Annotated in this window: 21 protein-coding genes; 9 read left to right on the forward strand and 12 right to left on the reverse strand. The window is 50.1% G+C overall.

From position 1 onward, the window contains the following. Positions 1-54 precede the first annotated feature (54 nt). The 4 genes from UF06_RS18360 (at position 55) to UF06_RS18375 (ending at position 3,763) form a co-directional block, all read left to right on the forward strand. The gene (locus tag UF06_RS18360; RefSeq protein WP_045571731.1) at positions 55-759 is read left to right on the forward strand and encodes an ABC transporter ATP-binding protein; all 705 of its coding nucleotides are present in this window, start codon (positions 55-57) and stop codon (positions 757-759) included. After that, complete coding sequence (locus UF06_RS18365) at positions 756-2,015, forward strand: ABC transporter permease (RefSeq protein ID WP_045571732.1); 1,260 nt, start codon at positions 756-758, stop codon at positions 2,013-2,015. Before UF06_RS18360 ends, UF06_RS18365 begins: the two co-directional genes overlap by 4 nt. A gap of 6 nt (positions 2,016-2,021) precedes the next feature. Continuing rightward, the gene (locus tag UF06_RS18370) at positions 2,022-2,519 is read left to right on the forward strand and encodes a DUF3299 domain-containing protein (RefSeq protein WP_045571733.1); all 498 of its coding nucleotides are present in this window, start codon (positions 2,022-2,024) and stop codon (positions 2,517-2,519) included. 341 nt (positions 2,520-2,860) lie between these two features. Continuing rightward, the gene (locus UF06_RS18375; protein ID WP_045571734.1) at positions 2,861-3,763 is read left to right on the forward strand and encodes a TIGR03899 family protein; all 903 of its coding nucleotides are present in this window, start codon (positions 2,861-2,863) and stop codon (positions 3,761-3,763) included. A 16-nt stretch (positions 3,764-3,779) separates the two neighbouring features. On the opposite strand, the gene cysC is transcribed toward UF06_RS18375, so the two are convergent. Genes cysC through cobA form a run of 5 tightly spaced genes read right to left on the reverse strand, consistent with a single transcriptional unit; the run spans position 3,780 to position 9,466 of the window. After that, positions 3,780-4,403, reverse strand: coding sequence for an adenylyl-sulfate kinase (gene cysC, locus UF06_RS18380; protein WP_045571735.1), 624 nt, complete (start codon positions 4,401-4,403; stop codon positions 3,780-3,782). Between the two features lie 11 nt (positions 4,404-4,414). Next, positions 4,415-6,139: an SLC13 family permease gene (locus tag UF06_RS18385; protein ID WP_045571736.1), complete on the reverse strand. Its 1,725-nt coding sequence runs from the start codon at positions 6,137-6,139 to the stop codon at positions 4,415-4,417. Positions 6,140-6,179: 40 nt separating this feature from the next. Beyond that, positions 6,180-7,610: a sulfate adenylyltransferase subunit CysN gene (gene cysN / locus UF06_RS18390; protein ID WP_045571737.1), complete on the reverse strand. Its 1,431-nt coding sequence runs from the start codon at positions 7,608-7,610 to the stop codon at positions 6,180-6,182. An 18-nt stretch (positions 7,611-7,628) separates the two neighbouring features. Then, positions 7,629-8,537 carry a sulfate adenylyltransferase subunit CysD gene (gene cysD / locus UF06_RS18395; protein ID WP_045571738.1) on the reverse strand — a complete coding sequence of 303 codons (909 nt, stop codon included), beginning with the start codon at positions 8,535-8,537 and terminating at the stop codon, positions 7,629-7,631. A gap of 56 nt (positions 8,538-8,593) precedes the next feature. Continuing rightward, positions 8,594-9,466 (reverse strand): uroporphyrinogen-III C-methyltransferase, encoded by an 873-nt coding sequence (cobA, locus tag UF06_RS18400; protein ID WP_045571739.1) that lies wholly within the window; start codon positions 9,464-9,466, stop codon positions 8,594-8,596. Between the two features lie 300 nt (positions 9,467-9,766). Between cobA and cpdB the strand changes: the two genes are divergently transcribed. From cpdB to UF06_RS18420, 4 genes are all read left to right on the forward strand, one after another. Next, positions 9,767-11,728 carry a 2',3'-cyclic-nucleotide 2'-phosphodiesterase gene (gene cpdB, locus UF06_RS18405; protein ID WP_045571740.1) on the forward strand — a complete coding sequence of 654 codons (1,962 nt, stop codon included), beginning with the start codon at positions 9,767-9,769 and terminating at the stop codon, positions 11,726-11,728. 71 nt (positions 11,729-11,799) lie between these two features. Continuing rightward, on the forward strand, positions 11,800-12,372 hold the full coding sequence (locus UF06_RS18410) for a Crp/Fnr family transcriptional regulator (protein WP_045571741.1): 573 nt from the start codon (positions 11,800-11,802) through the stop codon (positions 12,370-12,372). Positions 12,373-12,443: 71 nt separating this feature from the next. Next, a complete protein-coding gene (locus UF06_RS18415) occupies positions 12,444-12,893 on the forward strand; it encodes a GNAT family N-acetyltransferase (RefSeq protein ID WP_045571761.1) in 450 nt (149 codons plus the stop codon). A gap of 3 nt (positions 12,894-12,896) precedes the next feature. Continuing rightward, on the forward strand, positions 12,897-13,766 hold the full coding sequence (locus UF06_RS18420; RefSeq protein ID WP_045571742.1) for a DMT family transporter: 870 nt from the start codon (positions 12,897-12,899) through the stop codon (positions 13,764-13,766). 4 nt (positions 13,767-13,770) lie between these two features. Here UF06_RS18420 and UF06_RS18425 read toward each other — a convergent pair whose 3' ends face one another. Then, complete coding sequence (locus UF06_RS18425; protein ID WP_045571743.1) at positions 13,771-14,334, reverse strand: LysM-like peptidoglycan-binding domain-containing protein; 564 nt, start codon at positions 14,332-14,334, stop codon at positions 13,771-13,773. A 230-nt stretch (positions 14,335-14,564) separates the two neighbouring features. Between UF06_RS18425 and UF06_RS18430 the strand changes: the two genes are divergently transcribed. Then, positions 14,565-15,185, forward strand: a complete 621-nt coding sequence (locus UF06_RS18430) for an FKBP-type peptidyl-prolyl cis-trans isomerase (protein ID WP_045571744.1) — start codon at positions 14,565-14,567, stop codon at positions 15,183-15,185. A gap of 249 nt (positions 15,186-15,434) precedes the next feature. Here the strand turns inward: UF06_RS18430 and rplQ are convergent, their stop codons facing one another. From rplQ to rpmJ, 6 genes are all read right to left on the reverse strand, one after another. Beyond that, positions 15,435-15,818: a 50S ribosomal protein L17 gene (gene rplQ / locus UF06_RS18435; RefSeq protein ID WP_045571745.1), complete on the reverse strand. Its 384-nt coding sequence runs from the start codon at positions 15,816-15,818 to the stop codon at positions 15,435-15,437. Positions 15,819-15,844: 26 nt separating this feature from the next. Then, positions 15,845-16,837, reverse strand: a complete 993-nt coding sequence (rpoA, locus tag UF06_RS18440) for a DNA-directed RNA polymerase subunit alpha (RefSeq protein ID WP_045571746.1) — start codon at positions 16,835-16,837, stop codon at positions 15,845-15,847. Between the two features lie 24 nt (positions 16,838-16,861). After that, entirely contained in the window at positions 16,862-17,482 is a 621-nt protein-coding gene (rpsD, locus tag UF06_RS18445; RefSeq protein ID WP_039430781.1) for a 30S ribosomal protein S4, read from the reverse strand. 27 nt (positions 17,483-17,509) lie between these two features. Further along, positions 17,510-17,899: a 30S ribosomal protein S11 gene (rpsK, locus tag UF06_RS18450; RefSeq protein WP_001118870.1), complete on the reverse strand. Its 390-nt coding sequence runs from the start codon at positions 17,897-17,899 to the stop codon at positions 17,510-17,512. Positions 17,900-17,917: 18 nt separating this feature from the next. Continuing rightward, positions 17,918-18,274, reverse strand: coding sequence for a 30S ribosomal protein S13 (gene rpsM / locus UF06_RS18455; RefSeq protein WP_039430953.1), 357 nt, complete (start codon positions 18,272-18,274; stop codon positions 17,918-17,920). Positions 18,275-18,421: 147 nt separating this feature from the next. Continuing rightward, the gene (gene rpmJ / locus UF06_RS18460; RefSeq protein ID WP_000868186.1) at positions 18,422-18,535 is read right to left on the reverse strand and encodes a 50S ribosomal protein L36; all 114 of its coding nucleotides are present in this window, start codon (positions 18,533-18,535) and stop codon (positions 18,422-18,424) included. Positions 18,536-18,544 lie beyond the last annotated feature (9 nt).

An 18,544-nucleotide genomic window follows, 5' to 3' on the forward strand; every position in this document is an offset into this window, starting at 1 on the left:
GTAAGTGTTTACTTACCTGCTTTTTCTGAAAAGCACAGAGCATGGTGAAAATCTATGGTAAATACTCCGTCTGAAGTGGTTTGGCTCAATCAGGCCACGTTTACATGGAAAGATGCGCAGCAGCCGATCTTACACATTCCGGAGCTGCGTATTTTGCGTGGTGAACACGTTTTTATAAAAGGACCCAGCGGTTGTGGCAAATCGACGTTGCTCAGTTTAATGACCGGCATTAACGCGCTGCAATCTGGGCAACTGCGTATTCTCGGTACCGATCTCGGCAGCTTGTCGCCCAGTGCGCGAGACAAGTTTCGCGCCGACCACATCGGCTATATTTTCCAGCAGTTCAACCTGTTGCCCTACCTCAATGTGGTGGAAAACGTACTGCTGCCTTGTCAGTTTTCCAAGCTGCGCGCGGGACAAATTGGCGGTCAGGCACACGAGCAGGCAATACAGCTGTTAACGCGTCTACATCTGCCGCCCGCGCTGCACAACAAACCCGTCAGCGAACTGAGTATCGGCCAGCAACAGCGCGTAGCGGCGGCGCGCGCGCTGATCGGCGCGCCAGAGTTAGTCATTGCAGATGAGCCCACTTCCGCGCTCGATTACGACAACCGCAGCGCCTTTATCGAACTGCTGATGGAGCAAGCCAACTCGGTCAACGCCACCCTGATTTTCGTCAGCCACGATCCGAGTTTGGAAGCGCTGTTTAACCGCACTATCGACTTACGTGAATTGAACCAAGCAGGAGTTATCGCATGAGTGCCATCTTCAATCTCGCTTGGAAAAGTTTACGTAACCGTAAAGCCACCGCCGCACTGACGGTCATGACGGTCGCCATTTCAGTGCTGCTGCTGATGGGCGTGGAGCGAATTCGCACCCAAGCCAAAGAGAGCTTTGCCAATACCATTTCCGGCACCGATCTGATAGTCGGAGGCCGCTCTGGCCAAGTGAACTTGCTGCTTTACTCAGTATTTCGTATTGGCAATGCCACCAACAATATCGACTGGAAGAGCTACCAAGAGTTTGCCAATCATCGCTCGGTTGAATGGGCGATTCCCATCTCACTCGGAGATTCGCACCAAGGTTTTCGAGTACTGGGCACCAACCACAGCTACTTTGAACACTACAAGTACGGAAGTAAGCAACCACTTACCTTCTCGCAAGGTAAAGCGTTCAACGGCTTATTTGAAACCGTGCTTGGCTACGATGTGGCGAAAAAACTCGGCTACCGGCTAGGCAGTGAGATAGTCATCGCGCACGGGATCAGCGATGTCGGCTTCAGTCGCCATGACAACTTGCCCTTCAAAGTGGTCGGCATTTTGGCACCGACAGGCACGCCAGTAGACAAAACCGTGCACGTCTCTCTTGAGGCGATTGAAGCGATTCACGTCGGCTGGGAATCTGGCGCGCGCATGGGCCCAACTCCCGATGCAACGCAACTGACACACAGAGACTTCCAGCCCAAGCAGATCACCGCGATGCTGATTGGCCTCAAATCGCGTATTCAAACATTCGCCCTACAAAGGCAGATCAACACCTACCCGCAAGAGCCGCTTAGCGCCATAATGCCGGGTGTCGCTTTGCATGAACTGTGGGGGATGATGTCGGTTGCCGAGCAAGCGCTGCTGGCGGTGTCGGTGTTTGTGGTCGTCGCGGGTCTTTTGGGCATGCTCAGTAGCCTACTCACCAGCTTACAAGAACGGCGGCGTGAAATGGCGATCCTCAGAGCGATGGGCGCGCGCCCACGGCATGTGTTTACCCTGCTTATAAGTGAAGCGAGCCTGCTCACTTTTGTCGGGATTGTAACCGGAGTAGCCGGGGTGTACGCGCTGATCGCAGTGGCTCACCCGCTGATTCAGCAACAATACGGAATCAATATTGCAATGACGGCCATCTCGGCACATGAGTGGCTGCTCCTTGCTTGTGTCCAGGGGGCAGGAATCCTCATCGGCTTTATTCCTGCTTTCCGGGCTTACAAACAATCTCTCAGTGATGGAATGACCATAAGGATTTAATCGTTCATGAAAAGCAAAGTTATCTTGCTATTAAGCTTAATTTTCACGCCTTGGTTTCCCGCCTTGGCAGCCAGCCAGGATGTGATGACGCTGGATTGGCTCGATCTGGTGCCCGAGCAAGAAAGAAAACTCTTCGATAGCGTCGGCATGCCCGCCGCCGATCATTCCGGTAACGCGGTAAACCAAACCAAATTGGGTGGCGTTCGCCCAGAGCTCAATGGCAGCAAAGTGAAGATCCCCGGTTTTGTGATTCCGCTCGAGGGCGATGCCAATAAAGTGACCGAGTTTTTGTTGGTCCCCTACTTTGGCGCGTGTATCCATGTACCGCCACCGCCGCCAAACCAGATCATTTACGTTAAGTTCCCCAAAGGTGCGCCAGTCCAAGAGCTGTGGGATGTGATTTACGTGGTGGGAACACTGAAAACGGAGACCGTGAGTCACGAGTTGGCAGAAACGGCCTACGTCATCCAAGGGGATGCGATTGAAGCTTACGATGACATGTAACTAATTTTAAACATCGACGTAACCTGTCAATCTCACTGGCTCAGGCAATATATTTGGCTAAATAGATCAAAGTTGCCAAATAAGCAACCAATAGCAGCGCGATTGACAGGTGCTTTTTGCGTTTATTCTCTCCGAAATACTTCATAAGCCCCTCACAAAAGACAATAACAATTTTAACAACTTATTATCATTTGTGACAGCGCATTTTTATCGAGATCACGATTTTCGCCGCTCTAACCGCAAATTGATCGCCAAGAGTGTGATTGCCCATTATTGCACTGGTTTGGCGATAAAGGGTACATTGAGCCTAGCATTCACCCTGCAATGGAAAGGAAGGTACGATGGCGGATAGCCAAACGCCGGTCGTGATTGACCAAGAAGCCGATCCCAAGGCGCACAGCAGCCAAGAGAAGAAAAGTGGTTACATTCGTGACAGCGCCAGCCGCATCACGACGATCGCGCAAACCTATGGCTTAGACGCGCTGTTGCAAAAAGATCCGCCGCAGAAAACCACCATCGAACGAGCTTTGCTACGTGAAGAGAAGCGCCAAGAGCAGCGCCAACGTAACCTCGAACAGATCTTGAAACTGGCCCATCTCTCTTGCAAAGATGAAACCGCAGGCGATCCGGATCAAGATTGGCTGTACCGTTTTTTCGATATGGCGCAAGAGATCCACAACTCAGCGATGCAGAAACTGTGGGCGCAAGTGCTGAAACGCGAGGTGACCAACCCCGGTTCTACCTCAATGAAAGCGCTAAAAGTACTGCATGACATGACGCCGAAAGAAGCACACATCCTGCAACGTGCCTCGTCACTGGCTTGCAGTTTTGGCGCAGATAACAGCCGTAAACTATTGATTGGCTATCGCTTTCAAGGCGGCATTTTCAGTTTTGGCAAACGCGACACCACCACTAACATCAACATGGGCAGCTTCCAGTTGTCGTTTTCTAGCTTGTTGGTGCTGATTGAGTTGGGCCTGCTGCATGGCACTGAGTTGGAATCGGGCGAAATCGAAATCGAAACGCCACTGATTTTAAGTTATCAAGGGCGGAACTTGCAGTTGAATGTGCTGAGTAAAGGCGTGCGCCTGCTCTATTACCGTTTTACGCCAACCGGCAATGAGCTGTGTAAACTGCTCGGCAATAAACCCAACAGCCAGTATTACGATCAGATGCTGGCGATGCTTAATCAAAAATTTACCGTACAGAGTGATGTGCAAAGCGGCATTCACCATACGGTATGATGCCGCTCACTGGTGGTTAGGATGAGCGAATGATCCCGCGAGCCACCAGCGTTTCAATGCATTGATCCACCAGCGCCTCAATGGGCTTTTCTCCAGCAGGCAGATCGATCTCTGCATTGAGTGGCGCTTCATAATCAGAATCAATGCCAGTAAAGTTGGCAATCTCCCCAGCGCGAGCTTTCTTATATAAGCCTTTCGGATCACGCTGCTCACACACTTGTAATGCGGTGTTGACGAACACTTCAATAAACTCGCCGTCGGGTAACAGATCCCGCACTAACTGGCGCTCGGCGCGATGCGGTGAGATGAATGCCGTAAGGACAATCAGACCGGCATCGGCCATCAACTTGGCTAACTCACCAATGCGGCGAATGTTTTCGCGGCGATCCTGCTGAGAAAAGCCAAGATCGCTACACAAGCCGTGTCGCACATTATCACCATCCAGTAAGTAGGTGTGATAGCCCTGCTCTGCCAAGCGTGTTTCCAGCGCCCCCGCAATGGTCGATTTGCCCGCACCCGACAAGCCAGTAAACCAAAGCACGGCTGGCTTTTGCTGTTTGAGCCCGGCACGATACGATTTATCAATCATATGCTGATGCCAGACAATATTTTCATCGTTGTTCGCGCTCACGCTGCTCATAACAAATCCTTTTAAAATGGGAAAAAGATCGGAATAAAAGTAAGGACCAAGGTGGAGTACACCAATGACACTGGCACGCCAATTTTCAGATAATCCGACAAGCGATAGTTGCCCACACTGTAAACCAATAAGTTGGTTTGATACCCGTAAGGGGAGATAAAACTGGCGCTCGCGCCAAACAGCACCGCCATAATAAACGGCATTGGATCCACGCCATACCCTAGCGCCATACTGTAGCCGATCGGAAACGCCAGTGCTGCCGCCGCGTTATTGGTCACCAACTCAGTGAGGATCAGCGTCATCATGTAGGTGGCTACGAGTGCGCCAAACACGCCCCAACCATTAAATGCTTCGATAAACATACCGCCCATGCGCGCCGAAAAACCCGATGAGATCATCAATTGCGCGATCGACAAGGCAGAGCCGACTATCACCACAATATCCAGTGGGAAGCGGCGTCTGAGCTCACTGAGCTGTACAATACCGCACAGCAGCAATGCCAATAAATAGATGGCGAGCCCTTTAATGATAGGCACAAGATTAAGCAGTGCCGCCGCAATCACCACGACAAAACCCAGTAACACGAACGTCGATTTGTGACTGTCGAGGCGAGCGCTGGAATCGAGATCGTTGACCAACACAAACTCTTTGCGATGCGCTTGGCGCTCAGCTTCAAAGCGCTTGCCCGGTACCAAAACCAAAGTGTCGCCCGCGGCCAAGCTAATGTTGCCCAGACCGCCTTCCAGCCGTTCATGCCCACGACGAATCGCCACCACCACCGCATCAAAACGATCACGAAAATGGCTCGATTTCAAAGTCTTATTACAAAAGCTGGCCGAAGAGCTCACCACCACTTCAACGAAGTTCTGTCCGTTAAGATGCTGCTGACCAAACAGTGTCAGCCCGGGGATCTCTTGCAATGTCGAAACGCTGTCCACGTCACCACAAAACAGCAGTCGATCTTTGGCTTGCAAGACAAAATCCGGACCAACCGAAGAAACTGTTTCGCCATTGCGGATCACTTCGGCTAGAAACAGCTTACGCAAGGCGCGTAGATTGTTCTCGGTTACGCTACGTCCAACTAACGGTGAACCGGGTTCAACGCGCGCTTCTAAAAAGTACGGCAGATCATCTTGCCCCTGCTCGTCGTAGTCTGGCAGCAGATAACTCAGCGGGATCAAGATCAGCACCCCACCCAGCATTACTGCCAAACCAATCAAGGTCGGCGCAAAGAAAGACATGCTCGGCAAACCCGCGTCTTCAACGAAACTGTTGATGATCAGGTTGGTCGAGGTACCAATCAAGGTGAGCGTGCCACCAAAAATGGCGGCATAAGAGAGTGGGATCAACAACTTCGACGGCGCGTGCTGCTGGTTACGTTTGACTGCGCCAATCAACGACACCACCACTGCGGTGTTATTGGTAAACGAGGAGAGCAGCGCGGTCGACAAGCCCAATTTAGCAATCACAGTCGCTAAACGCCCTTCGGAAATATTGCGGCTCACCCAACTGATTAAACGCGTTTTTTCCAGTGCCGTGGATGCCAAGATCAACAGCACTAAAGTCAGCAGTGAGGAGTTAGTAAAATTCGCCGCCATGGTGGTTAAGTCGCTCATTCCCGCCATAAAAGCCACAAATGCGGCAGCAGCGAAAATATAGCTCGGCTTAATTTTCGTGACGAGCAAACATGTGATGATGCCTAGCAACATCGCCAAAACCATTCCTTGCTCCCACATACCTCATCCTCACTGGGGAGCACGCTCCCATCACTCGCTACTACTTTTTAATCAACGCACTGAGATCTTTAGCATCCCAATGTGGGAAGTGCTTACGGATCAAAGCGTTCAGTTCAACTTCAAATGCGCTGAAATCACCACTTGCCTGAGCGACCGCGGCAAGGCTCTCGCTCACCATGCCCGCCCCCACGGTGACATTGGTCAAACGGTCGATGATGATAAAGCCACCGGTATCAGCACACTCTTGGTAGTGATCCAACGCCACCGCTTCGTTGAGCGTCCACTCACACAGACCAATACCGTTGAGCGGCAGCTCTGCGGCTCCGTGCGACGAAAGATGGTTGATATCGTACTGATGGCGAATGCTTTCCACACGGCCGATGGTCTTTTTACCCGCAATCTTGATGTCGTAATCGCGCCCAGGTTGTAACGGCTGCTCCGTCATCCACACCACATCGGCAAGAAGATGGTTGGTCGATTGCACTTGTGCCTCTTCCAGCACCAGCAGATCGCCACGGCTGATATCAATTTCGTCAGCCAGCGTCAGCGTCACCGCTAGGCCCGCTTGCGCCTGCTGCAAATCACCATCGAAGGTCACAATGCGCGCCACGCTAGAGGTTTTCCCCGATGGCAACGCTTTAATGCGATCACCCACGTTCACCGTACCAGATGAAATAGTGCCAGCAAAACCACGGAAGTTGAGGTTTGGACGGCTGACATACTGCACCGGGAAGCGGAATTCGCCCGCCTCTTTAGCTTTTTCTACGTCGACACTTTCCAGAATTTCCAGCAGTGACGGGCCCTGATACCAACTCATGTGTTGGCTTGGATCCACCACGTTATCCCCTTCCAATGCCGAAATAGGAATGATCTGAATGTTGGTTTCACCACGCAGATTTTGCGAAAAGGCCAAATACTGCGCTTTGATCTCTTCAAAACGTTGCTCAGAGAAATCGACCAGATCCATTTTATTGACTGCAACAACAAAATGTTTCAAACCAAGCAGGTTGGAGATAAACGAGTGGCGACGAGTTTGATCCAACACGCCCTTACGCGCATCGATTAGGATCACCGCCAGATCACAGGTTGACGCACCCGTTGCCATGTTGCGCGTATACTGCTCATGTCCCGGCGTATCAGCGATGATGAATTTACGCTTTTGCGTCGAGAAGTAACGATAGGCCACATCAATGGTGATTCCTTGCTCACGCTCGGCTTGCAGACCATCCACCAGCAGCGCCAGATCCGGACGCGAGCCTGTGGTGCCAACACGTTGGCTGTCTGAGTGGACCGCCGCCAGTTGATCTTCGTAGATCTGCTTCGAATCATGCAGCAAACGACCAATCAAGGTGCTCTTGCCGTCGTCTACCGAACCGCAGGTCAGGAATCTCAGTAATGATTTGTTTTGATGCTGCTCTAGGTAACCTTCAATACCCAACTCAGCCAATTGCGCTTCAACTGCACTGTTCATAATATATCCTCGATCCCTTTAGAAATAACCTTGGCGCTTTTTCAGTTCCATCGATCCAGACTGATCGTGATCGATCGCCCGACCTTGACGCTCACTCGAAGTGGCCACCAGCATCTCTTCGATAATTCCGGTCAACGTATTGGCCTCTGATTCAATCGCCCCTGTCAATGGGTAGCAACCTAAGGTGCGAAAACGCACGCTCTTGTGTTCAATCTGCTCACCGTCACGCAATTTCATGCGGTCGTCGTCCACCATGATGAGCATGCCGTCGCGCTCAACCACAGGACGCACATCGGCCAAGTAAAGCGGCACGATTTCAATGTTTTCTAGATAGATGTATTGCCAAATATCGAGTTCGGTCCAGTTTGAAAGTGGGAAGACACGAATGCTCTCGCCTTTGTTGATCTGGCCGTTATAGGTTTTCCACAGCTCCGGGCGCTGATTCTTCGGATCCCAAGTGTGGTTCTTATCGCGAAACGAGTAGACACGCTCTTTGGCACGCGATTTTTCTTCATCACGGCGCGCACCACCAAAGGCCGCATCAAAACCGTATTTGTTGAGCGCTTGCTTCAACCCTTGGGTTTTCATGATGTCGGTATGCTTAGAAGAGCCATGCACAAATGGGCTACAGGCCATCGCCAAACCTTCTGGGTTCTTATGTACCAAAAGCTCAAAGCCATATTTCTCCGCGGTGCGATCACGAAACTCGATCATCTCGCGAAATTTCCAATCGGTATCAACGTGCAGTAGTGGAAAGGGAATTTTTCCTGGATAAAACGCTTTGCGCGCCAAATGCAGCATCACCGACGAGTCTTTGCCTATCGAGTACATCATCACTGGGTTATCAAACTCGGCAGCCACTTCACGGATGATGTGAATGCTCTCAGCTTCGAGCTGCTTTAAATGAGTCAAGCGTTGTTGATTCATATCTCTTTCCTTTTAAGGCTCGACGGCCTGAATGGGTCCATTACGCTGGCTTCGGGTTAAACAGACTGAGCCAATGTGCTCAGATTTGCCTGTTCGTCACGAAGAAACCAATCTAACTTGTCGGATAGCTGAACAACTTCCCCTACGACAATCAGTGCAGGGGCTTCAGCCTGCGTGGCTAAAGTGGCTAAATCAGCCAGTTGCCCTTTAAATACTTTTTGCGTCTGCTGTGTGCCGCGTTCAATGATGGCGATCGGCGTACTTGAGGCGCGGCCATGCGCGATGAGCTGCTCTTGGATATAACTCGACTTCATCAGCCCCATGTAGATCACCAGAGTCTGCTGACCTCGCGCGAGTGTCGACCAATCCATCTGATCGCTTTCTGCCTTAAGGTGACCGGTAATAAACAGCGCCGACTGGGCGTAATCACGATGAGTCAGAGGAATGCCCGCATACGCGGTTGCGCCCGCTGCCGCCGTGATGCCCGGCACCACTTGAAAGCGAATCCCGGCATCGGCCAACACTTCCAACTCTTCACCACCACGGCCAAAAATAAACGGATCACCGCCTTTAATCCGCACCACCTTGTAGCCTTGCTGGGCAAAATCAACCAACAGCTGGTTGGTTTTTTCCTGTGGCACACTGTGATGCCCGGCGCGTTTACCCACGCAGACCAAGATAGCATCACTCGGCACCAAAGCCATGATTTCATCGGAGACCAAGTAGTCGTACAGCACCACATCGGCTTGTTGTAAATAGGTTAAGGCTTTGAGCGTGAGCAGTTCAGGATCGCCCGGCCCAGCCCCCACCAGAGCCACTTCCCCGGCCTTGAGTTGACTGCGCGCAAAGCGGCTCGGCACTGTGCGATTGTCGGCAACGAGTGTTGGCTTTTTAAAGGGAAAGACCGTTCCTGATTCCTTGCTGGTCATACGCCGTGCTTCCATTGAACTTTTGATAAGCGCATTATGGCGAGCTCTTTATATTACCTGAAATTCTAAAATTTCATTTTTTATTCAAAAAACTGCTAAGAAGTTTTCTATCTAACTCATGCACTTTTCTCTTTTACTCACACAACAAGCCTCACCACGGCAAAAGATGGCAAGCGCTGCACAGAATGGAATAAAGTAATCGGCTGAAATCACACTTTTTCAGCAAGTTAAATATGGCTTTCATTATATTTTGCTACATTAATCACCGACTCTTCCTCTCTGACTCTTGTGGAGCAAAAAATGAAAGTGGCAGTGAACCCTCTCTCTCTGGCCGTTTTAACCAGCCTGCTCGCTATCGCGGGCCCAGCAATGGCCAAAACCATTCAATTGCGAATCATCGAAACCACCGATATTCACACCAATGTGATGGACTACGACTACTACAAAGATAAACCTTCACAGCAAATTGGCCTAACCCGTGCCGCCACTTTGGTGAAGCAAGCGCAAGCCGAAGTGACTAATAGTGTATTGGTGGATAACGGTGATTTGATCCAAGGTAGCCCGATGGGTGACTACATGGCAGCCAAGGGCATCAAAGCGGGTGAAGTTCATCCGGTGTATAAGGCGATGAACCAATTGCACTACGATGTCGGCAATATCGGTAACCATGAGTTTAACTACGGTTTGGAATTTCTCGCCGAAACCATTAACGACGCCAACTTTCCCTACATCAACGCCAACGTGTTTGAGCAAAAGACCGGCAAGCACTACTTCAAGCCTTACCTCATTAAAGAGTACAGCTTTAAAGATGTGAATGGCGCAGAACATACGATCAAAGTCGGTTACATCGGCTTTGTGCCACCGCAGATCATGGTGTGGGACAAGAAGAACCTCGAAGGCAAAGTGTTTGCCAAAGATATCCGTGAGACCGCCGAAGCCCTAGTTCCACAGATGAAAAAAGAGGGCGCGGATGTGATCGTTGCTATCCCTCATTCCGGCGTCTCTTCCGACCCTTACAAAATCGGCGCAGAGAACTCGGTCTACTACCTTTCACAAGTCGAAGGCATTGATGCGATTGCCTTTGGCCACTCGCACGCGGTTTTCCCAGGCAAGGGGTTTGACCATATTCAAGGCGTCGACAACCAAAAGGGCACCATTAATGGGGTGGCCGCGGTGATGCCGGGTCGCTGGGGCAGCCATGTCGGTATCATCGATTTAGAGCTACAACAAAAAGAGGGTAAATGGTCGGTGGTCAAAGGGCAAACGCAAGCACGGCCGATTTTTGACAAAGCGAGCCAAAAGCCCTTGGTTGACGCCGACAGCGCGATTGTCGATGCGCTTGCCGCCGATCACAAAGGCACGCGTGATTTTGTCAACCAGCCTATCGGTAAAGCCAATGATGTGATGTACAGCTTCCTTGCCCTCGTGCAGGACGATCCCACGGTACAAATCGTTAACTTGGCGCAAAAAGATTACGTCGAGCGCTTTATCCAAGGGGATCCTGACCTAGCCGGGTTGCCCGTTCTTTCTGCCGCTGCGCCATTTAAAGCGGGCGGGCGTAAGAATGATCCCGCCAACTTTACCGAAGTGGAGTCCGGTCAACTGACTTTCCGTAACGCCGCCGATCTGTATCTCTACCCGAACACGCTGGTCGCAATGAAAGTCAGCGGGCAGCAAGTCAAAGAGTGGTTGGAGTGTAGCGCTGGCCAGTTCAAGCAGATCGATGTCAACAGCAGCGCGCCGCAATCTTTGATCGACTGGGATGGGTTTCGCACTTATAACTTCGATGTGATTGATGGCGTGAACTACCAAATCGACGTTACGCAGCCCGCTAAATATGACGGTGACTGTAAGCTAATTCATCCAGAAGCGCAGCGCATTCTTGATCTGACCTATCAAGGTAAGCCGATTGACGTGAAACAGACGTTTATCATCGCGACCAACAACTACCGCGCGTACAGCAACAAGTTCCCGGGTACTGGCGCGGAATTTGTGGCGTTTGATTCACCGGATGAAAACCGCAGTGTGCTGGCCAGCTACATCTCACGTGTGAGCCAAGATAAAGGACAAGTGACCCCAAGCGCCGATAACAACTGGACGTTTGCCCCTATTCAGTCGGAAAAAGCGCTGGATATCCGCTTTGAAACTTCACCGAGCGACAAAGCGGCGCAGTTCATTAAAGCGAAAGGCATTTACCCAATGGAGCAAGTGGCGACCGATGAGGTCGGCTTTGCGGTGTATCGCTTGAGTTTGCAGAAATAACTTTTCTGTCGAAGAGAAATCCTTAAACTCAACACCGCTGTCACTTGGCAGCGGTTTTTTTAGGGATCGCTATGGTTGCTCGTTTCACTCAATATCTACAACAGCTCAACCTCTCAAACGAGGCCATTCAAGACGTGCTCGCCAACGCCAAAGAGTTGCAGTTACCGACTCGGCACATATTGATCCATCAAGGCGAAGCGCCGCAGCACTGCTATTTCCTGTTGGATGGACTTTGCCACGCCTGCTATCTGACAGAATCAGGCAAAGAGTTCAGCAAAGAGTTTTACTGGGAAGTCGATTGGATGATCGGCTTTGAAAGCCTGATCCGCGAGCAAGGCAGTCCATTTCTGCTGGAAAGTCTCACCCCAGTTCATCTACTCACCTTTCCCATAGAAAGCTTGCACGCTTGGCGAGCCTCTGCCCATCCGCTTTATCTCCACTTGCTCGAAACCCAATTGATTTACAAAGAGCGCAAAGAACGTTTCCTGCTACTGCACACCCCAGAGGAAAAGTATCATCTGTTTAAGCAGTTGTTTCCCGTGTTACTCGAAAGGCTCAGTGACCGACAAATTGCCGCGTATCTGGGTATCACTCCGGTGAGCCTAAGCCGGATCAAAAAACGCCAACTAGATGAAAAGCTTTAACTTATGTTAATGCCAAAAGTCGCACGCAAGGCGTACAGTATGCTTCTTATTGTTAAACGGGAAACATGACCATGATCCAATGGCATCTTGTGCCTTTCTCACAGCTTTCAACCACTCAACTGTATCAACTACTCAAACTGAGAGTCGACGTGTTTGTGGTCGAACAAAACTGCCCTTACCCTGAACTGGATGGCAACGATATTCTGCACGGAGTGCATCATTTGCTCGGTTATAAAAACGGTGAGCTGGTGGCGTGTACTCGTCTTCTCCCCGCAGGCACCACCTACGACAGCGTCAGTATTGGCCGTGTAGCGACCAAACATAACGCACGCGGTGGCGGTTTGGGGCACCAGCTGATGCAACAGTCGATTATGTATTGCCAGCAGTTGTGGCCGAATGAGGCGATTGAAATCGGCGCGCAGGAACACCTCAAACCTTTCTACCAGCAGCACGGTTTTGTGGTCACTTCCGAGATGTATCTGGAAGATGGCATTCCGCATGTCGATATGAAGCGAGCTTAAGCAGTGACGCCCGCGAGCTACGCGATCGTCCTATTGGTTGTCGGCAACCTGCTGGCAACCCTATCTGATGTCGCGGTGAAATTGATTGATGGCAACGTTTCACCATTTCAATACATGTTTCTCCGGCAGCTATTTTCACTATTGATGATCACGCCACTGTGGCTGATGCAGCGCAAAACACAACGAGCACTGGCCCAGCCGCGCATTACCTTAGCTCGAGCCCATCTGATCTTGATCGGCAGCGGCTGTATGATGGTTTCCATTACCTATTTACCGTTGGCGACCGCGAACGCCGTATTTTACGCCGCGCCACTATTAATGCTGCCCTTGTCAGTCTGGTTACTCAAAGAGAAGCCCGCGCTCGCAAAAGTACTGGGTACGCTGGTGGGATTTGTCGGTGTGTTGGTGGTATTGCGCCCTTCGCAGTTTCATTGGGCGGCCTGTTTTGCGCTCGGCACCGCGCTCACTCTGGCTTTCTTTAATGTGTTGGTGAGAAAACTGCCCGCTGAGCAGACGGTGGTGACCACTTTGTGGTGGACAACGCTGCTGTCGCTGCCTGTCTCCCTGCTGCTGGCGCTGCTCTATTGGCAACCACTCACGCCTACGCTCGCAGCGTACATATTCGCCAGCTCAGTGTGCATTTTGGGTTATAACGGCCTCGCGGTCGCGGCGTATCGAAAAGCACCCGCCGGACAAATCGCGTTAGCGGAATACTCGGGCTTGCTGTTTGTAACCTTGATTGGCATGTATGCTTTCGCCGAATACCCAGATCGTGTCACTTGGGCAGGCATCTTGCTGATTGTGTTGCCACTTTTCCCTTGGCAAAGCGTCTTTGCCAATCTGCGTCACGGGCGGAGCCTAGATCAAAGCTAGGCAGCTATTTACTGCGGCTAAAGCCCCCGTCAGAAAGACGAAAGAACATCACCGAGCTGTTGCCTTTTTCCAACTGCAAAATATCAAGCTGACCGGCCTCATTAAGCTTAAATCGGACCAATTGACCTTGTTTGATGTGACTCAGTGGTTTGTCGGCGCCTTCGATTTTAACCAAAGCATTCAGATCGCCCATCGCCAGCTGATTCGTACGAAACACTTGTGCGAGCGTATCGCCATTTTGCACCAAGTATTCTTGCCACATCGCCGACTTGCTCTCACTTTGCTGTGAATCATGCTGTTCACTTAATCCACGAGTATTGATGTCAAGCGCAACTCGTTGCGGCGCTTTTTCTACCACAGGTTGAGGGTCGAGCTTCTTCGTCGGCCAAAGCAAAAGAATCAGCAATATCGGCACTAACACAGTAATCGCTCGGCGATGTAAAATCGGCAGGAACCACCACAAGCGGCGAACTCGCATAAACAGTGGCTTGAGTTCAATTTTGGTGACGTTCTCTTTTGCAAGCGCCAAATAGTCAGTTTGTGGCTTCTTCTTTCTACGACGATTCATTGCAAACTTCTCCAAACCCCTTTGTTCCCTAGTATAAAAATACAAACCACCAGAGTATAGATAATTACCCTCAAACTCGGTCAGTAGACGGTAAAAAAGATGACATTCCGCCAAGAGTAAGAGCGCCATCACAGCACATAAGTTACATCGTTGTGAAGTAGAAAGATTTAAACCTCTGGTCGAAACTGTTATCCTTTGAGGCTTTGTTACGCGATAAAAGAGCGACTTTTATGTCTGATATAAAATTTGAAACAGTAGAGCAAAAAGCCAGCTACGGTATTGGTCTGCAAATGGGTCAACAACTTGCTGGTTCTGGCCTTGACGGTCTGAACGTAGATGCCATTGCTGCGGGTATTGCAACCGCACTGACTGGCGACATGCCAGCAATCGAGGTTGACGAGATCAACAAAGCCCTGCAAGAACTTTACACACGTGCAGAAGCGGCACGTGCAGAGGCTGCAAAAGCGGCCGCTGCGGATGGCGAAGCATTCCTAAAAGACAATGCACTACGCTCTGAAGTGACTGTTCTAGACTCTGGTCTGCAGTATGAAATCATCACTGAAGGTAATGGCGAGATCCCAACGTCAGACAAAACCGTTCGCGTTCACTACCACGGTGAGCTTGTTGACGGAACAGTATTTGATAGCTCAGTGTCTCGCGGCCAGCCTGCACAGTTCCCGGTAACTGGCGTGATCAAAGGTTGGGTAGAAGCACTGCAACTGATGCCTGTTGGTTCAAAATGGAAACTGTACATCCCACACGATCTTGCTTACGGTGAGCGTGGCGCTGGCGCATCCATTCCTCCATTTGCAGCCCTAGTCTTTGAAGTGGAACTGCTTGATATCGTTTAAGTACTGATATCAACTCAAATAGCAAAAGCTGACTTCGGTCGGCTTTTTTTTAGGTGCTAGGTGCTAGGTGCTAGGTGCTAGGTGCTAGGTGCTAGGTGCTAGGTGCTAGGTGCTAGGTGCTAGGTGCTAGGTGCTAGGTGCTAGGTGCTAGGTGCTAGGTGCTAGGTGCTAAATTGTTGCCAACCTCTCGGTATGACGTCAACAAAAAAGCCGAGCTATCGCTCGGCTTTTCCGTTCTTACGAACCTGATTACTCAGCAGCAGTATCTTCAGCAGCTGGGCGATCTACAAGCTCAATGTAAGCCATTGGAGCTTTGTCACCGGCACGGAAGCCAGCTTTTAGGATACGAGTGTAACCGCCCTGACGAGCAGCAAAACGCGGACCTAGTTCGTTAAATAGCTTTGCAACTACTTCGTTGTCACGAGTACGTGCAAACGCAAGACGACGGTTAGCAACACTGTCAGTCTTAGCTAGTGTAATCAAAGGCTCAACTACGCGACGTAGCTCTTTTGCTTTTGGCAATGTAGTCTTGATAACTTCATGACGTACAAGAGAGCTAGCCATGTTGCTAAACATCGCTTTACGATGTGAGCTGTTGCGGTTGAGTTGACGACCACTCTTACGATGGCGCATGACCTAATCCTTCTAACTAGTATCGATTAATCTTCAGCGATTGATGCAGGTGGCCAGTTTTCCAGGCGCATACCCAGAGACAGACCACGTGACGCCAGTACGTCTTTAATCTCAGTAAGAGATTTCTTACCAAGGTTTGGCGTTTTAAGTAGCTCAACCTCAGTACGTTGTACTAGATCACCGATGTAGTGAATCGCTTCTGCTTTCAGACAGTTAGCAGAGCGAACTGTTAGTTCAAGATCGTCTACAGGACGGAGTAGGATCGGATCGAATTCTGGCTTCTCTTCTTTCTCCTCAGGAACACGCACATCACGAAGATCTACGAATGCATCCAATTGCTCAGCAAGAATTGTTGCTGCACGACGGATAGCTTCCTCAGGTTCAAGAGTTCCGTTAGTTTCCATATCGATAACAAGCTTATCGAGGTCAGTACGCTGTTCTACACGAGCTGCTTCAACGGAGTAGGCAATTTTGTCTACTGGGCTGAAAGTAGCGTCGACAAGTAGGCGGCCGATTGGACGCTCATCTTCTTCTGTATGGATACGCGCTGAAGCTGGAACATAACCGCGACCACGTTCTACTTTAATACGCATTGCGATCTCGGCATTGTCATCCGTTAAGTGACAAATAACGTGTTCAGGGTTAGCGATCTCTACATCACCATCATGGGTGATGTCACCTGCAACCACAGGGCCCGAGCCTGATTTATTCAGTGTAATGAACACTTCATCTTTGCCTTCGGCAACGCGTACAGCTAAACCTTTAAGGTTCAGAAGGATTTCAAGAATATCTTCCTGAACGCCTTCTTTAGTGCTGTATTCGTGAAGTACGCCTTCAATTTCTACTTCTGTCACTGCACAACCAGGCATTGAAGAAAGCAGAATACGGCGAAGTGCATTACCCAGAGTATGGCCGAAACCACGCTCTAATGGCTCAAGAGTTACTTTTGCGTGGGTCGAGCTGATCTGTTCAATGTCAACTAGACGTGGCTTAAGAAATTCTGTTACAGAACCCTGCATTGTGTCCTCTCTTTAGTTTAAACCTTACTTAGAGTAAAGCTCGACGATCAATTGTTCGTTGATGTCAGCTGACAGGTCAGAACGCTCAGGCATACGCTTGAATGTACCTTCCATCTTGCCGCCATCTACTTCAATCCAAGTTGGTTTTTCGCGTTGTTCAGCAACTTCTAGAGCCGCTTTAATACGAGCTTGCTGTTTAGCTTTCTCGCGAATTGAAACAACGTCGTTAGCCGCTACTTTGAAAGAAGGAACGTTTACAACTTTACCGTTTACTAGGATAGCTTTGTGGCTAACTAGCTGACGTGCTTCTGCGCGAGTTGCGCCAAAGCCCATACGGTAAACTACGTTATCAAGACGACCTTCAAGAAGCTGAAGTAGGTTTTCACCTGTGTTGCCTTTAAGGCGAGCAGCTTCTGCGTAGTAGTTACGGAATTGTTTTTCTAGAACGCCGTACATACGACGTACTTTTTGCTTCTCACGAAGCTGAACGCCATACTCAGATAGACGACCGCGACGAGCGCCGTGTACACCTGGTGCGTTATCAATTTTACACTTGGTATCGATCGCGCGAACACCAGACTTAAGGAACAAGTCAGTGCCTTCACGACGACTAAGCTTCAGCTTAGGACCCAAATATCTTGCCATGATTCTTCTCCAATCTTCCTAGAAACGTTAAACGCGACGTTTCTTCGGTGGACGACAACCGTTATGAGGGATTGGTGTAGCATCAACGATGTTTGTGATGCGGAAACCAGCTGCGTTCAGTGCGCGAACAGTAGATTCACGACCTGGACCAGGACCCTTAACCATAACTTCCAAGTTCTTTAGACCGTATTCTTTAGCCATTTCAGCACAACGCTCAGCAGCAACCTGTGCAGCGAACGGAGTAGACTTACGAGAACCACGGAAACCTGAACCACCTGCAGTAGCCCATGCAAGAGCATTACCTTGACGGTCAGTGATAGTTACGATTGTGTTATTGAAAGAAGCATGGATGTGCGCAACGCCATCCGCAACTTGCTTGCGTACGCGCTTGCGCGCGCGAGTTGGTTGTTTAGCCATTGTACTCTACCTTCCCGATTATTTCTTGATCGGCTTACGCGGACCCTTACGGGTGCGAGCGTTGGTTTTAGTACGCTGTCCACGTAGAGGTAGACTGCGACGATGACGAAGACCACGGTAACAGCCAAGATCCATTAGGCGCTTGATGTTCATGGAAACTTCACGACGTAGATCACCTTCTACAGTGTATTTAGCTACACCATCACGCAGTTGATCGATCTGCTCTTCAGTTAGTTCACTGATCTTAACATCTTCAGCAATACCCACTTCAGCTAAGATAGCTTTAGAGCGAGTTTTGCCGATACCGTAGATCGCAGTTAGAGCGATTACAGCATGTTTCTGATCAGGAATGTTAATGCCTGCAATACGGGCCATTATTCACTCCTAGGTTTCATAAAAGAATTATCCGCAGCAAAGCCCGTGATGGATACGCTGCGGGATACTACTTCTTTTGCACGCAAAAGGTAGGCCGAGGAATATACTCGACACTACCTTATATTTCAAGTAAAAATTTCTGCTGAATTAGCCTTGGCGCTGCTTGTGCTTTGGCTCACTGCAAATCACGCGAACAACACCGTTACGCTTGATTACTTTACAGTTACGGCAGATTTTTTTAACGGAAGCACGAACTTTCATTGCTAAACT

The organism is Vibrio sp. S234-5 (assembly GCF_000960595.1).
GTDB lineage: Bacteria > Pseudomonadota > Gammaproteobacteria > Enterobacterales > Vibrionaceae > Vibrio.